Below are 14,769 nucleotides of genomic sequence, written 5' to 3'. Positions count from 1 at the left end.
GACCCTTCTATGCGGTTGCGCGGACCCGTGCGGCTTCGGCCCGGCCGATGACCACCCGCATGATCTCGTTGGTCCCTTCCAGGATTCGGTGCACCCGCAGGTCGCGCACGATCTTTTCCAGACCATACTCGCGCAGGTAGCCGTAACCACCGTGCAGCTGCAGGGCTTTGTCGGCGACGTCGAAGCAGGTGTCGGTGACGTAGCGCTTGGCCATCGCGCACAATTCGACCTTGTCGGGATCGTCGTCGTCCAGCGCGTTGGCCGCCCGCCACAACATCATTCGCGATGTCTGAAGGCCGGTGGCCATGTCGGCCAGGGTGAACCGGATGGTCGGCTCGTCGAGGAGAGACGAGCCGAACGCCCGACGGTCGCGGACATAGGCGCCGGCCTTGTCGGCGGCGGCCTGGGCCCCGCCGAGCGAACACGCGGCGATGTTGAGCCGACCGCCATTCAGTCCGTTCATCGCGATGCCGAACCCGGCCCCCTCGCCGTCGGCGCCGCCCAGCATCGCGTCGGCCGGCACCCGGACCCCCTCCAGGACCACCTGGGCGGTGGGTTGGGCGTGCCAGCCCATCTTCTCCTCCGGCGAGCCGAAACTCAGCCCGGCAGCGCCTCTTTCGATGACGAACGCCGATATGCCACGCGGCCCCTCGCTGCCGGTGCGGGCCATCACCACGTAGACGTCCGAGGCGCCCGCGCCGGAGATGAACTGCTTGACGCCGTCCAGCACGTAGTCGCCGCCCTGCTTGACGGCCCGGGTGCTCAGCGCGCTGGCGTCGGAGCCCGCGCCGGGCTCGGTGAGGCAGTAGCTGGCGATGACGTCCATCGACGCCAGCCGCGGCACCCAATCCTTGCGCTGTTCGGCGGTGCCGAAGGTGTCGATCATCCACGCGCACATGTTGTGAATGGACAGGAACGCGGCGGTGGTCGGGTCGGCGGTGGCCAGCTGCTCGAAAATGCGGACCCCGTCGAGGCGGCGCAGCCCGCTGCCGCCGACGTCATCCCGACAGTAGATCGCCGCCATGCCCAGTTCGGCGGATTCTCGCAGCACGTCGACCGGAAAGTGTTTGGCCGCATCCCATTCCAGTGCGTGCGGGGCGAGGCGCTTGGCGGCGAACGCGGCGGCCGTCTCGGTGATCACCCGCTCGTCGTCGTTGAGGGTAAAGGAAGCCATGAGACAGCCCGGCCCTAATCCATTGTGGGAATGACGAATTCGGCGCCGTCCTTGATGCCGGACGGCCACCGCGACGTCACGGTCTTGGTCTTGGTGTAGAACATGATCGACGAGGGGCCGTGCTGGTTGAGGTCTCCGAAGCCGGAACGCTTCCAGCCGCCGAAGGTGTGGTAGGCCACCGGCACCGGGATCGGCACGTTGACACCGACCATGCCGACCTGCACGCGGGAGACAAAGTCGCGCGCGGCGTCGCCGTCGCGGGTGAAAATCGCCACGCCGTTGCCGTATTCGTGCTCGGACGGCAGCCGCAGCGCCTCCTCGTAGTCGTGCGCGCGCACGATGCACAGCACGGGCCCGAAGATCTCGTCGGTGTAGATCGACATGTCGGGGGTGACGTGGTCGAACAGGGTGGGGCCGATGAAGAAGCCGCCTTCGAGGTTGGCGTCATCGAAGGTCAGGTCGTCGCTGGCGCGTTCGCGGCCGTCGATCACCAGCTCGGCCCCCGCGTCGACGCCCTGGCCGATGTAGTCGCGGACCCGAGCCACGGCGGCTTCGGTCACCAGCGGGCCGTAGTCGGCCTTCGGGTCCAGGCTGTGCCCCACGCGCAGGTTGTTGATCCGCTCGATGAGCCTGGCGCGCAACCGGTCCGCGGTCTGCTCACCGACCGGCACCGCGACGCTGATGGCCATGCAGCGTTCGCCGGCGCTGCCGTACCCGGCGCCGATCAGCGCGTCGACGGCCTGGTCCAGGTCGGCATCGGGCATCACGATCATGTGGTTCTTGGCGCCACCGAAGCACTGCGAGCGCTTGCCGGTGGCCGCCGCCCCGGCGTAGATGTACTGGGCGATGTCGGAGCTGCCGACGAACCCGACGGCCTGGATGTCGGGGTGGTTCAGGATGGCGTCAACGGCCTCCTTGTCGCCGTGCACGACCTGGAACACGCCGGGCGGCAGGCCCGCCTCCACGAACAGCTCGGCGAGCCGCACCGGCACCGACGGGTCACGCTCGCTGGGCTTGAGCACGAAGGCGTTGCCGCACGCCAGCGCGGGGCCGGCCTTCCACAGCGGGATCATGGCCGGGAAGTTGAACGGGGTGATGCCGGCGACCACGCCCAGCGGCTGGCGCAGCGAGTAAACGTCGATGCCGGGTCCGGCGCCCTCGCTGTATTCACCCTTGAGCAGGTGGGGGATGCCGACGCAGAACTCGATGACCTCGATGCCGCGCTGGATGTCGCCCTTGGCGTCGGGCAGGGTCTTGCCGTGCTCGCGCGAGAGCAGCTCGGCCAGCTCGTCGTTGCGCTCGTTGACCAGCTCGATGAAGCGCATCAGCACCCGCGCGCGGCGCTGCGGATTAGTTGCGGCCCAACCCTTTTGAGCCTCGACGGCCGAAGCCACCGCGGCGTCGATGTCGGCCTGGCCGGCCAGCGGCACCGTCGCCTGGACGCTCCCGGTGCTCGGGTCGAAGACGTCAGCGCTGCGGACGGATTCGCCGGCGGTGCGCTGCCCATCGATGAAGTGCGGAATCTGCGTGGTCATGGGGCCCTCGGGTGTGGTTGACGGGCGTATAGGGATACTTGGATATCCTAGTAACTCCGTTCGGGTGTTGGCAAGCCGGCTACCTGGTGTCGGGGCGGGCGCCGAATACACCGTCCGCGTGGCGCGCCGTGTCGTCGACGCCACCGACGTCGCGGGTCGCCGTTCCGGCGATGCGCCCCCGTGTAATCCGAGGCAATATTCATCGGGTGAAGGAGGCATGTGGCGGCACGAAACGAACCCGTCGGCCCGCGACCCCTGCGCGCGGTGCCCGGGGACGCCCATGACGCCGGCTACCCGAGCAGGGAAGCCTTGTACTCGCACACGCGACCTGGGTGTACCGCACGCTGTTCGCGCGCGTGGCGAATCAGCCCGACGCCGAGGATCTCACCGCCGAGGTGCGTGCGTATGCGGGCGACGGCCAGGCTAAACAGGATCCGGGACGCCACGGGGCCCTTCAGCGATCACTTTGGGCTGGGCGGGTCCGACCTCATCGGGTACGCAAGTCGACCGTTTCCCAAGAACCGAAACTTGAGCGACATCGCCGGCTTCTCGATCAGGACCAGCTCAGCCCGGGCTTATCCGGCCCCGCTCGTCGTCCCCCACGCGCCCTTGCCGCGCCATAGTAACGCCACGTGTGCAGATGGGCGCGCTGTCCTCGAGCACCGATTCCCACTGTGCGTTTGCTGCAAGTGGACGGCGGTCTGGTCGGGGTGCGGCTGGCGCTAAGCGGTACCGGAGAGATTCGAGGGAAGCGCGGTATGCCGGATCTCCTGGGGCAGGGTGATGGCCTTTTGCTCTTGACGTGCGGGTGATTTCCGCTTGAGGCGACGCTTGAGAGACCGCGCCGGCTTTTCGACCAAAAACCAGCTTGCGGCGGCCAGCGGCAACGTGGCGGTCATCGAAAGGGCGGCGAAGGCAAAGGGATTCAGCCAGATAAGCCCGGAAATAGCCAACAACTGCTGGATTGGGCATGCATAGATGTAGACGCCGTAGGACAGATCCGTATGTAGTCTCAAGCGCCTATTCTGAACCAGCGCCCCCGAAACGATGACGGCATAGGCCAGCGGTATGGCGGCGACCACCCGGTAGTCAGGCAGCAGGCTTGACGCCGCGACGATGACTAGGCTGACCGCGACGAGCGACCACCGAGCGGGAATCACGTCACGCCACTGATACAAGAAGGCGCCCGCCGAAAACATGATGGCGGTGCGTGCGGCCAGAAACAGCAGGGGGATAAGAGTGCCGCTCTGCTGGTGGGCAGCCGTTACCTCGGGGAGCATGATTGGCGGTAATAACATCGCCCCAATTAGCGCGACGACGAATATCGCAGGGGAAATCCAACGGCGGTTGGCCAGTCCGATAACTCCGATAACGGCCACGGCGATATAGCACATCAGTTCCCATATGAGGGACCACAGAGAACCGTTCCAGGCGCCGTCGGCTGGGATCCCGCGCGGTGTTCCTCCGATATCAAATTTGACCAGCGCGACGGCACTGTTTTTCAGCACAAATTCAAGCGGCGCACCGGAAGTTATGAGCTTCATGGCCGAGCCGCCCTGTATCGCCACGCCGATCGGGGCGATGACGAAGGCCGTAACCACTAGGCAGACATAGAAACCGGGCAGGATACGAAGCGCCCGAGCGGCCACATACTCGCGAAGTTGTGGGTTGCTAAGCCAACTGGCGGTAATGAGAAATCCTGAGATCGCAAAGAACCCGTCGACGCCCACACAAAGAAGTAGCTGGTTAACCGGGCGTAACGACGGAACGCGCCCGGTAATCCCCCACGAGTGACATACGATCACCGAGGCCGCCAGCATCAGCCGCCATGCGTTTAGTGCATTGCTGTGCGGATCGAATGCGCGCCCTAGCTTCATTTGCCCCCGTCCGTAGCCCCCTGCCCGCACTATGGTATCGCCACGGAAGCCTAAATAGAGGAAAAATTGCAACCTCGGGAACCACTCGGCGAACAGTCCGGCGCCCAGGGCGTCGACTCAGAAGGCCTTGACCGGGCGGCGAGCCGGAAGTGCTGTTGCCAGCGGAGCCGGCCTACCAACACAGCTATTTGCCGCGCAGACCGTCGATGAACGCCTTCGTCTCTTCCCAGGTGGGTAGCAGGCCGGAGGCGCGCGCCTCTTCGAAGCTGGGCGCCGCGGCGTCGCGATCGGACAGATTGGGCGCCGCCCCGTCCACCAGCGGCCAGTCGATGGCCAACGCCGGATCGGTCGCGCAAATGGTGTGTTCGCGCTGCGGGTTGTATTCCGCCGAGCACAGGTACATCACCGTCGAATCGTCTTGCAGCGCAAGAAAGCCGTGGCCGAGGCCTTCGGAAATGTAGATGGTCCGGTGATCGGAGTCGCCGAGCAGAACGGAGTCCCATTGCCCGAAAGTCGGCGAGCCCTCCCGGATGTCGACGACCACGTCGAACACCGAACCACGAACGCAGGTCACGTACTTGGCCTGGCTCGGTGGTACCTGGGCGTAGTGCAAACCGCGCAACACGCCCGCCGAGGACACCGAGCAGTTGGCCTGCCGGACGTCCAGCCGATGACCGGCGAAGGAGCTGAATCCCTTGTCGGTGAGCCATTCGAAGAAATGACCGCGCGAATCGCCATGCACGGTGGGGGTGATCTCCCAGGCGCCGGGGACCTTCAGTTCGCGAACTTGCACGCTACTGACCACGTCCTTCGTAGCGGGCTTCCGAGGCGTCCTTCAACGGACGCCACCAGGATTCATTCGTGCGGTACCAGTCAATGGTGGCGCGCAGGCCCTCCTCGAAGTCGGTATGCTTTGGCGCCCAACATAATTCGTCGTACAGCGTGGACGGGTCGATGGCGTAACGCAGATCGTGGCCGGCGCGGTCGGTGACGTGGTCGAAGTCGTCGGGCTCGCGGCCCATCATCGCCAGCAGCGTGCGCAGCACGGTCAGGTTGTCGCGCTCGCCTTCGGAACTGATCAGGTAGGTGCGCCCGATCTCGCCGGAGTCCAGGATGCGGCGGACCGCGCTGTTGTGGTCGTCGACGTGGATCCAGTCGCGGACGTTGGCTCCGGCGCCGTACAGCTTGGGCCGCCGGCCGGTCAGCACGTTGGTGATCTGGCGTGGGATGAACTTCTCCACATGCTGATACGGGCCGTAATTGTTGGAACAGTTCGAGATCGTCGCGCGCACCCCGTAGGAGCGCACCCACGCGCGCACCAGCATGTCGGCGGCGGCTTTGGTCGCCGAATACGGGCTGGACGGGTTGTAGGGCGTCGCCTCGGTGAATCGCTGGGGGTCGTCGAGCTCCAAATCGCCGTAGACCTCGTCGGTCGAGATGTGGTGGAGCCGAACGCCGTAACGCCGTACGGCCTCGAGGATGGTGAAGGTGCCCACGACGTTGGTGTGCAGAAACGGCTCGGGGCCCGCCAGCGCGTTGTCGACGTGGCTCTCCGCGGCGAAGTGCACCACCGCATCGGATTCGGCGACCAACCGCGACACCAGCTCGGCGTCGGTGATGTCGCCGACCACCAGCTCGATGGAGTCCTCGACGTCGGCCAGTGATTCGCGCCGACCCGCGTAGGTCAGGGCGTCGAGCACCGTAACGGAATCCTCGGGGTGTTCGCGGACGGTGCTGTGCACGAAGTTGGCGCCGATGAATCCAGCGCCGCCGGTGACCAGTAACCGCATGCCCAAACCCTAACCGAGCCGATCGGTCAGCTTGCGCCGGTTAGCCCCAGAGCTGCGGCCAATTCGCTTAGCGCAGGTAGCAGCGTTTGCTCGTCATGGGCGCCGAGCACCTGGATGGCCACGTGGTCGGCGCCGGCCTGCAGGTGTTCACCCAGTCGCCCGGCGATGTTCTCGGGGGTCCCATAGGCGACCACCGCGTCGATCAGCCGGTCGCTGCCGGGCTTGCGCACGTCGGCGTCGGTGAACCCCAGCCGCAGCCAGTTGTTCACGTAATTGCTCAGGCCCAGGTAAAACTCGACCGTCTGGCGGCCGATCGCGCGCGCCTGCTCCGCGTCGGTGGTGAGCACCACCTTGTGTTCGGGCGCCAAATACACTGCCCCGCCGAGCAAGTCGCGCGCCTTGGCGGTGTGTTCGGGCGTCGTCAGATAGGGATGCGCACCGGCACTGCGCTGCGCCGCGAGCCGCAGCACCCGCGGGCCCAGCGCGGCGAGCACCCGCCGGCTGGTCGGCACCAGGGCGGCATCGAGTTCGTCGAGGTAGGAGACCAGGGCGTCGTGAGGCTTGACGTAGTCCTCGGTGTGCTCGGGGTGGCCCACGCCGATGCCCAGCAAAAACCTTCCCGGGTGGGCGCTTTCGATCCGCCGGAAGGACTGCGCGACGGCCCCGGCGGGCGCCGACCAGATGTTGACGATCCCGGAGGCCAGTTGCAGCGACGTCGTGCGCGCCAGGGCCGGCTCGACCCACGACAGCTCGGCATCCGGGGATCCACCGATCCAGGCGGCGCCGTACCCCAGCGATTCGATGCCCGCGGCCAATACGGGGGAGATGGAGCGGGTGGGCAGCCACACACCGAACCGGCCGAGCTCGGGCTTGAGTGAAACTCCCTCGGTCATCTGGCTCCCCCTACGCTCGTCAGGACGGCTTCAACCCCAGTGGCCCCGCCAGTTCGGCCAGCGCCGAGACCAGGTTTTCATCCTTTGTCAGGACCTGCACGGGGACGTGATCGGCGCCGGCGTCGAGGTGTTCGTGCAGGCGCGCCGCGATCTGGTCCACGGTGCCATACGCCACCACCGCGTCCACCAGGCGGTCGCTGCCCGGCCGGGTGACCTCCTCCTCGGTGAAACCCAGCCGCTTCCAGTTGTTTCGGTAGTTCGCGAGGTTGAAATAGACGTCGAGCGCCTTGCGGCCGACCGCCCGGGCCTTCTCGGCGTCGGTGGTCAGGATCGCCTTGTGCTCGGGCGCCAGGAAGGCCGACGGCCCGATGAGCTCGCGGGCCCGCGCGGTGTGTTCCGGGGTGGTCAGGTAGGGGTGCGCGCCGGCGGAGCGCTCCGCGGACAGCTTGAGGACGCGCGGGCCGAGCGCCGCCACCACCCGCCGGTTGGCGGGCACGCCGTACTCGTCGAGCTGCTTGAGGTAGTCGGATAGCGCGTCGTAGGGCTTGCGGTACTCGGCGTGCGCCTCGGGATGCCCGACGCCGATGCCCAGCAGGAACCGGCCGGGGTAGGCCGCCTCGATGCGGTGGAAGGATTCGGCCACCGGCTTGGCGGGCGCGGTCCAGATGTTGACGATGCCGGTGCCCACCTGCAACGTCGTGGTCGCTTCCAGGAGGGGTTCGACCCAGGCCAGCTCGGCGGGCGGTGAACCGCCGACCCAGACGGCGCCGTAGCCCAGCGCCTCGATGTCCCTGGCCTGCTCGGGGGTGACGCCGCGTCCGAACGATCCGAACCGGCCGAGATTGGGTTTGCTCGCTGCATCGGTCATGGTCGTTCCCAACCCGCACCCCGCGAAAGCTATTCCGAAACGGCCAGATCCTCGTCGAGATCGGTGGCCGCGACGTCGGCGGCGGGCGCCGTGAGCGGCAGCAGCACGATGAACCGGGTGTCGCCGGGCACCGACTCCACCCGCAAGTCCCCGCGATGCTTCTTCACGACGATGTTGAACGCCAGGTCCAGGCCCAGCCCGGTGCCCTCGCCGAAGGGTTTGGTGGTGAAGAACGGCTCGAAGATGTGCTCTCGCACGTCCTCGGGTATGCCCGGCCCGGTGTCGCAGATTTCGACGCGGGCCAGGTTGTCGCCTTCCCGGCAGGTGCGGATGGTCAGGGTGCCGCCGGTATCGCGCATGGCGGCGATCGCATTGTCGATGATGTTGGTCCACACCTGATTGAGATCGCCGGGGTAGCAAGGAATTTCGGGAAGGGTTTGGTCGAAGTCCTTGACCATGTTGATCGCCTTGGCGTCCTTGCCGCCGTCCTTGGCCGGGTCCTTGGTCAACCGGTCGGCGAACATCACCAGCGTGCTGCGCAGCAGATCGTGCACGTTGGTCACCTGGAACGGGGCGCGATCCATCTGCGAATACTGTTTGGCGTCGGCGACCAGCGCCGAAATCCGTTTGCTGGCTTCCAGAATCTGATTCATCAGCAGCTCGCTCTCGATGGTGTAGTGGATCCATCGGATCGCCTGCTCCAGCGATGTCGACGCGAGCTCCTCGGTGACCGCGGAGATCCGCTCCAGCCAATCGGTGTCCACGCCGCCCTCGACGAACGTCGGCGCGATGTCCCACCCGCCGTCGATGCCGTGCTCCTGTAGCCAGTCGCCGACGGCGTCCTCGCGGTCGGCGGTCTCGAGCGCGCTCAAGTGCTGCGACGCGGACTTGGCGACCTGCTCGGCGACCCTCTCCTGCAGCCGCACCAGGGCGCTGAGCGCCTCGGGGGTGATGGTGCCGTCGGCCAGCATCGCCAGCTTGTGGCGCATGTTGGCCACCCGCTCGCGCAGGTCTGCCGCGGACCGCGAGATCGCCGCCGCGGGGTTGTTCAGCTGGTGCGTCAGCCCGGCCGACAACCGGCCCAGCGCCAGCAGCTTCTCCCGGTTGTCGATGATCCGGCGGGTCCGGTCGGTGCCGACGGCGATGCCGTCGAGCAGATGCACCGCCATCGGGAACTGGTCCCGCATGAACTGGGCGAACACCGGCGCGTCCATCACGAAGAAGCGCGACGGCTTGGTCACGTGCACCGAGGCGTCGTAGCTCTTCTGCTTGCCGCCGGTGAACGCCCGCCAGGCCCCGCAATACACGCCGCGCTGCGAGGTGCGGTTGGTCTCGATGTCCTGGCCCCCGGAGAGCTTGGTCATGGTCAGCTCCCCGTCGATCAGCACGTAGAAGCACGTCGCCGGCTCGCCCTCGACGCAGATCGGACCGGGCTCGTAGTGCTGGATATGCCCGTTGGCGCACAGCACCGCGAGCTGCTCGTCGGTCAGCGCCTCGAACAGGAACAGGCTGCGCAGCTCGTCGGGCTGGCAGGGCACCTTCGTCGCTTCGGGGCCGGTCATGCTTCTCCTAGTTCTCGGCCAGGTAGCGGTGGACCAGCATGACCGCCATCGACCCTTCACCCACGGCAGCGGCGACCCGCTTGGCGGAGGTGGAGCGGACGTCACCGGTGGCGAACACCCCGGGCACACTGGTTTCCAGTTGATGCGGCGGGCGTTCCAGCGTCCAGCCGCACACGTTGCGCAGGTCCGGGCCGGTCAGGATGAAGCCGTGGTCGTCGCGGGCCACCACCCCGTCGAGCCAGTCGGTGCGCGGGGCGGCGCCGATGAAGATGAACATCCGCCCGCAGGTGACGTCCTCGATCTCGCCGGTGCGGTTGTTGACCAACCTCAGCTGCTCCAGGTGCCCGTCGCCGGTGGCGCGCTGCACCTCGGTGCAGGTCAGCACGTTGATCTTGGGGTTCGCCTCGATCTGCTGGATGAGGTAGTAGGACATCGACGCCTCCAGCGACGGGGCGCGCACCACGATGTTGACCGACTTGGCCGTCCGCGACAGGTACATGGCCGCCTGACCGGCCGAGTTGGCCCCGCCGATCACGTAGACCTCTTCGCCCTCGCACTCCGAGGCGACGGAGACGGCCGCGCCGTAGTAGACGCCGCAGCCGGTCAGCTCGGTGCAGCCCTCGGCCTGCAGCTGGCGATAGGCGACACCGGTGGCCAGGATGACCGCGTGCGCGTCGATGGAGCCGCCGTCGGCGAACCGCACGGTGCGCTTGGAGCCGTTCACCTCGAGGGCGGTGGCCTTACGCGCGGTGATCAGCTCGGCGCCGAACTTCTCCGCCTGCCGCCGCGCCCGCTCGGCCAGCTGACTGCCTGAGACCCCGTCCGGGAAGCCCAGGTAGTTCTCGATGCGTGAGCTCTGCCCGGCCTGACCGCCGGTGGCGGTGTGCTCGATGAGCACGGTGCGCAGCCCCTCAGAGGCGCCGTACACGGCGGCGGCCAGGCCCGCGGGTCCGCCGCCGACCACGATCAGGTCGTAGAACTCCTGCGACGGCGTTGTGGTCAGGCCCAGCTTGTCGGCCAGCTCGGCGTCGGTGGGTTCGACGAGGGGGTCGCCGCGCTCGGTGATGACGACCGGCAACCGCAGGCCGTCCGCGCTGGCCGCGGCGAGCAACCGTTCGCCGGCGGGCTCGTCGGCCATGAACCAGGTGTAGTAGAGGCCGTTGCGGGCCAGAAAGTCGCGGACCTGCCACGACCGCGCCGACCAGCGATGGCCGATCACCTTGGTGTGCGGGATGGGGCGCTCGGGTGCGGCCCGCCAGGCGTCCAGCAACCCGTCGATGACGGGGTAGAACTTCTCCTCGGGGGGGTCCCACGGCTTGAGCAGGTAATGGTCCAGGTCGACGACGTTGATCGCGTCGATGGCGGCGTGGGTGTCGGCGTAGGCGGTCAGCAGCACCCGGCGGGCCGCGGGATAAAGGTCCATCGCCTGCTCGAGGAACTCGATGCCGCTCATCTGCGGCATCCGGTAGTCGGCGATGAGCAGCGCGACGGTGTCGCCACGCAGTTTGAGCTCCTTGAGAGTGCCCAGGGCGTCGGGCCCGGATTCCGCCCGCACGATCCGGTGTTCCTCGCCATAGTGGCGGCGCAGGTCGCGGGCGACGGCCCGGGACACCGAGGGATCGTCATCGACGGTGAGCATGACGGGCTTGCGCTGTTGTGCGGCGTCTGCGGGGCTTGTCATTGGCGTTAAGTATGCGCTTGTCAGCGTGCAGGTGGGAGGTCGAGCGAGCGGCCCCGCGTTGGGACGACAGCGATTTTGGTGCAGCGGATTTACCAGGTATCGTGGAACAACGGTGCGGCATCCGCGCCGGCTTTTTGTGTGCCAAGTCCCTAGGAATTTCCTGTCACCGGCTCACGTTCCAAGTCGGTGCGATGTCGCGTCGATCAGGCGCAGACGAGAACGAAACTATACGACGAGGATTCTTTAGTAGTTATGGCCAAGAAGGACGGCGCCATCGAGGTGGAAGGCCGGGTGGTCGAGCCGCTGCCCAATGCGATGTTCCGCATTGAGCTGGAGAACGGTCACAAGGTGCTTGCCCACATCAGCGGCAAGATGCGACAGCACTACATTCGCATCCTGCCGGAGGACCGGGTGGTGGTGGAGTTGTCTCCCTACGACCTGTCCCGCGGCCGCATCGTGTACCGGTACAAGTGACAGCGCCTGATCTCCGACAACCTACGAATAGACAGAACAGGATCGAACAGCCGTGAAGGTGAACCCGAGCGTCAAGCCAATCTGTGACAAGTGCAGGGTGATCCGTCGGCATGGGCGGGTCATGGTGATCTGCTCCGATCCGCGCCACAAGCAGCGCCAGGGCTGACCTGGACGACTGCACAACTGAATGCAGACCTCCCAGCACCACTGAACGGCTGGCATATCTAGATATGGGCCAGTTCATCCACGCCCGGACGGAGGCCGGGCCCCGGTAACACCCACGTGGGACCGGGAACGGGCTGGGATCAGACCTCCGCCTAGAAAAAGAGGAAACGCCACCTATGGCTCGACTAGTCGGCGTCGACCTTCCGCGTGACAAGCGGATGGAGATCGCCCTGACCTACATTTTCGGCGTCGGCCGCACCCGCTCGAACGAGATTCTGGAAGCCACCGGCATCGACCGGAATTTGCGCACCCGGGACCTGACCGATGACCAGCTGACCCACCTGCGTGACTACATCGAAGCGAACCTGAAGGTGGAGGGTGACCTGCGCCGCGAGGTTCAGGCCGACATCCGGCGCAAGATCGAGATCGGTTGCTACCAGGGCCTGCGGCACCGCCGCGGCCTGCCGGTGCGCGGCCAGCGGACCAAGACCAACGCGCGCACCCGCAAGGGCCCCAAGCGCACCATCGCCGGCAAGAAGAAGGCCAGGTAACCCCCCATGCCACCAGCCAAGAAGGCAGCAGCCGCCAGCAAGAAGGGGCAGAAGGCCCGTCGCCGGGAAAAGAAGAACGTCCCGCACGGTGCCGCCCACATCAAGAGCACCTTCAACAACACGATCGTGACCATCACCGACCCGCAGGGCAACGTCATCGCCTGGGCGTCGTCGGGTCACGTCGGGTTCAAGGGCTCGCGCAAGTCCACGCCGTTCGCCGCGCAGCTGGCCGCCGAGAACGCGGCCCGCAAGGCGCAGGAGCACGGCGTGAAGAAGGTCGACGTGTTCGTGAAGGGCCCGGGCTCGGGCCGGGAGACGGCGATCCGGTCGCTGCAGGCGGCCGGTCTGGAGGTCGGCGCGATCGCCGACGTCACCCCCCAGCCGCACAACGGCGTTCGCCCTCCGAAGCGCAGAAGGGTCTAGGAGAAGATCAATGGCTCGTTACACCGGACCCGTCACCCGTAAGTCGCGCCGGCTGCGCACCGACCTCGTCGGCGGCGACCAGGCGTTCGAAAAGCGCCCCTACCCGCCCGGCCAGCACGGCCGCGCGCGGATCAAGGAGAGCGAATACCTGCTGCAGCTGCAGGAGAAGCAGAAGGCGCGCTTCACCTACGGCGTGATGGAAAAGCAGTTCCGTCGCTACTACGAAGAGGCCGTCCGCCAGCCCGGCAAGACGGGTGAAGAACTGCTGCGCATCCTGGAAAGCCGGCTGGACAACGTCGTGTACCGCGCCGGTTTGGCCCGCACCCGCCGGATGGCGCGTCAGCTGGTCAGCCACGGACACTTCAGCGTCAATGGCGTGCACGTCAACGTCCCCAGCTACCGGGTGTCGCAGTACGACATCATCGACGTGCGGGACGGCTCGCTGAACACCGTGCCGTTCCAGATCGCCCGGGAGACCGCGGGCGACCGCCCGATCCCCAGCTGGCTGCAGGTGGTGGGGGAGCGTCAGCGCATCCTGGTCCACCAGCTGCCCGAGCGGGCGCAGATCGACGTGCCGCTCACCGAGCAGCTCATCGTCGAGTTCTACTCGAAGTAACGGACTTTCGAGCCGCCCGGCTCGAAACCCCAACGGCATCAAATAGCGGGTGCCGAGAAGGAGAAGAAGAAACACCATGCTGATCTCTCAGCGACCCACATTGTCGGAGGAAGTCCTCACCGACAGCCGCTCCCAGTTCGTCATCGAGCCGCTGGAGCCGGGATTCGGTTACACCCTGGGCAATTCGTTGCGCCGGACGCTGCTGTCCTCGATTCCGGGTGCGGCCGTCACCAGCATCCGCATCGACGGCGTGCTGCACGAGTTCACCACCGTGCCGGGCGTCAAGGAAGACGTCACCGCGATCATCTTGAACCTCAAGAGCCTGGTGGTGTCCTCCGAGGAGGACGAGCCGGTCACCATGTACCTGCGCAAGCAGGGCCCGGGCGCGGTCACCGCGGGTGACATCGTGCCGCCGGCCGGTGTCACCGTGCACAACCCCGACCTGCACATCGCGACGCTGAACGACACGGGCAAGCTTGAGGTCGAGCTGGTCGTCGAGCGCGGCCGTGGCTACGTGCCGGCCGTGCAGAACCGCGCCTCGGGTGCCGAAATCGGCCGCATCCCGGTCGATTCCATTTACTCGCCGGTGCTCAAGGTCACCTACAAGGTGGACGCCACCCGCGTCGAGCAGCGCACCGACTTCGACAAGCTGATCCTCGACGTCGAGACCAAGAGCTCGATCAACCCGCGCGACGCGCTGGCGTCGGCGGGTAAGACCCTGGTCGAATTGTTCGGTCTGGCACGCGAACTCAACGTCGAGGCCGAGGGCATCGAGATCGGGCCGTCGCCGGCCGAGGCCGACCACATCGCGTCGTTCGCGCTGCCGATCGACGACCTGGATTTGACGGTGCGCTCCTACAACTGCCTCAAGCGCGAGGGTGTGCACACCGTCGGCGAGCTGGTCAGCCGCACCGAGTCCGACCTGCTCGACATCCGCAACTTCGGTCAGAAGTCCATCGACGAGGTGAAGGTCAAGCTGCACCAGCTGGGCCTGTCGCTCAAGGACAGCCCGCCGAGCTTCGACCCCTCGCAGGTCGCGGGCTACGACGTCGCCACCGGCACCTGGTCTTCCGAGGCGGCCTACGACGACCAGGATTACGCGGAAACCGAACAGCTGTAACAGACGTCCGGCGACGATGCGGCCGTGCAGCGGTCGCTGA

At 66.7% G+C, this 14,769-nt stretch carries 15 protein-coding genes and 1 pseudogene; 7 read left to right on the top strand and 9 right to left on the bottom strand.

Annotated elements, in window-relative coordinates; genetic code table 11:
• Nucleotides 1–7: 7 nt before the first annotated feature.
• Together BST14_RS14280 and BST14_RS14275 are read right to left on the bottom strand one after the other, a co-directional pair.
• A complete protein-coding gene (locus BST14_RS14280) occupies nt 8–1,174 on the bottom strand; it encodes an acyl-CoA dehydrogenase family protein (RefSeq protein WP_083065007.1) in 1,167 nt (388 codons plus the stop codon).
• A gap of 14 nt (nt 1,175–1,188) precedes the next feature.
• Nucleotides 1,189–2,709, bottom strand: a complete 1,521-nt coding sequence (locus BST14_RS14275; RefSeq protein ID WP_083065006.1) for a CoA-acylating methylmalonate-semialdehyde dehydrogenase — start codon at nt 2,707–2,709, stop codon at nt 1,189–1,191.
• A 264-nt stretch (nt 2,710–2,973) separates the two neighbouring features.
• Between BST14_RS14275 and BST14_RS14270 the strand changes: the two are divergent.
• A pseudogene (locus tag BST14_RS14270) lies at nt 2,974–3,107 on the top strand (RNA polymerase subunit sigma); the annotation flags it as partial.
• 324 nt (nt 3,108–3,431) lie between these two features.
• Here the strand turns inward: BST14_RS14270 and BST14_RS14265 are convergent.
• From BST14_RS14265 to BST14_RS14235, 7 genes are all read right to left on the bottom strand, one after another.
• Nucleotides 3,432–4,586: an acyltransferase family protein gene (locus BST14_RS14265; RefSeq protein ID WP_083065027.1), complete on the bottom strand. Its 1,155-nt coding sequence runs from the start codon at nt 4,584–4,586 to the stop codon at nt 3,432–3,434.
• Between the two features lie 184 nt (nt 4,587–4,770).
• Entirely contained in the window at nt 4,771–5,379 is a 609-nt protein-coding gene (gene rfbC / locus BST14_RS14260) for a dTDP-4-dehydrorhamnose 3,5-epimerase (RefSeq protein ID WP_083065005.1), read from the bottom strand.
• 1 nt (nt 5,380) lies between these two features.
• Nucleotides 5,381–6,376, bottom strand: coding sequence for a dTDP-glucose 4,6-dehydratase (gene rfbB / locus BST14_RS14255; RefSeq protein WP_083065004.1), 996 nt, complete (start codon nt 6,374–6,376; stop codon nt 5,381–5,383).
• 26 nt (nt 6,377–6,402) lie between these two features.
• Nucleotides 6,403–7,269 (bottom strand): LLM class F420-dependent oxidoreductase, encoded by an 867-nt coding sequence (locus BST14_RS14250; protein ID WP_083065003.1) that lies wholly within the window; start codon nt 7,267–7,269, stop codon nt 6,403–6,405.
• A 19-nt stretch (nt 7,270–7,288) separates the two neighbouring features.
• Nucleotides 7,289–8,137 (bottom strand): LLM class F420-dependent oxidoreductase, encoded by an 849-nt coding sequence (locus BST14_RS14245; RefSeq protein ID WP_083065002.1) that lies wholly within the window; start codon nt 8,135–8,137, stop codon nt 7,289–7,291.
• 29 nt (nt 8,138–8,166) lie between these two features.
• Nucleotides 8,167–9,699, bottom strand: a complete 1,533-nt coding sequence (locus BST14_RS14240) for an ATP-binding protein (protein ID WP_083065001.1) — start codon at nt 9,697–9,699, stop codon at nt 8,167–8,169.
• Nucleotides 9,700–9,706: 7 nt separating this feature from the next.
• The gene (locus tag BST14_RS14235) at nt 9,707–11,380 is read right to left on the bottom strand and encodes an NAD(P)/FAD-dependent oxidoreductase (protein ID WP_083065000.1); all 1,674 of its coding nucleotides are present in this window, start codon (nt 11,378–11,380) and stop codon (nt 9,707–9,709) included.
• Nucleotides 11,381–11,632: 252 nt separating this feature from the next.
• Here BST14_RS14235 and infA point away from each other — a divergent pair, with 252 nt between their 5' ends.
• From infA to BST14_RS14205, 6 genes are all read left to right on the top strand, one after another.
• Nucleotides 11,633–11,854: a translation initiation factor IF-1 gene (gene infA, locus BST14_RS14230; RefSeq protein WP_003418601.1), complete on the top strand. Its 222-nt coding sequence runs from the start codon at nt 11,633–11,635 to the stop codon at nt 11,852–11,854.
• Between the two features lie 52 nt (nt 11,855–11,906).
• Complete coding sequence (gene rpmJ / locus BST14_RS14225; RefSeq protein ID WP_003879483.1) at nt 11,907–12,020, top strand: 50S ribosomal protein L36; 114 nt, start codon at nt 11,907–11,909, stop codon at nt 12,018–12,020.
• Between the two features lie 175 nt (nt 12,021–12,195).
• Complete coding sequence (gene rpsM / locus BST14_RS14220; RefSeq protein WP_066880444.1) at nt 12,196–12,570, top strand: 30S ribosomal protein S13; 375 nt, start codon at nt 12,196–12,198, stop codon at nt 12,568–12,570.
• Nucleotides 12,571–12,576: 6 nt separating this feature from the next.
• A complete protein-coding gene (gene rpsK / locus BST14_RS14215) occupies nt 12,577–12,993 on the top strand; it encodes a 30S ribosomal protein S11 (RefSeq protein ID WP_083064999.1) in 417 nt (138 codons plus the stop codon).
• 10 nt (nt 12,994–13,003) lie between these two features.
• Nucleotides 13,004–13,609 carry a 30S ribosomal protein S4 gene (rpsD, locus tag BST14_RS14210; RefSeq protein ID WP_008260255.1) on the top strand — a complete coding sequence of 202 codons (606 nt, stop codon included), beginning with the start codon at nt 13,004–13,006 and terminating at the stop codon, nt 13,607–13,609.
• Nucleotides 13,610–13,685: 76 nt separating this feature from the next.
• Entirely contained in the window at nt 13,686–14,729 is a 1,044-nt protein-coding gene (locus BST14_RS14205) for a DNA-directed RNA polymerase subunit alpha (RefSeq protein ID WP_083064998.1), read from the top strand.
• Nucleotides 14,730–14,769: the final 40 nt, after the last annotated feature.

Origin of the sequence: Mycobacterium arosiense ATCC BAA-1401 = DSM 45069 (assembly GCF_002086125.1) — a bacterium.
Lineage (GTDB): Bacteria > Actinomycetota > Actinomycetes > Mycobacteriales > Mycobacteriaceae > Mycobacterium > Mycobacterium arosiense.
Note: the sequence above shows the minus strand (reverse complement) of the source record. Positions and strands in the feature narration are given on the sequence as shown.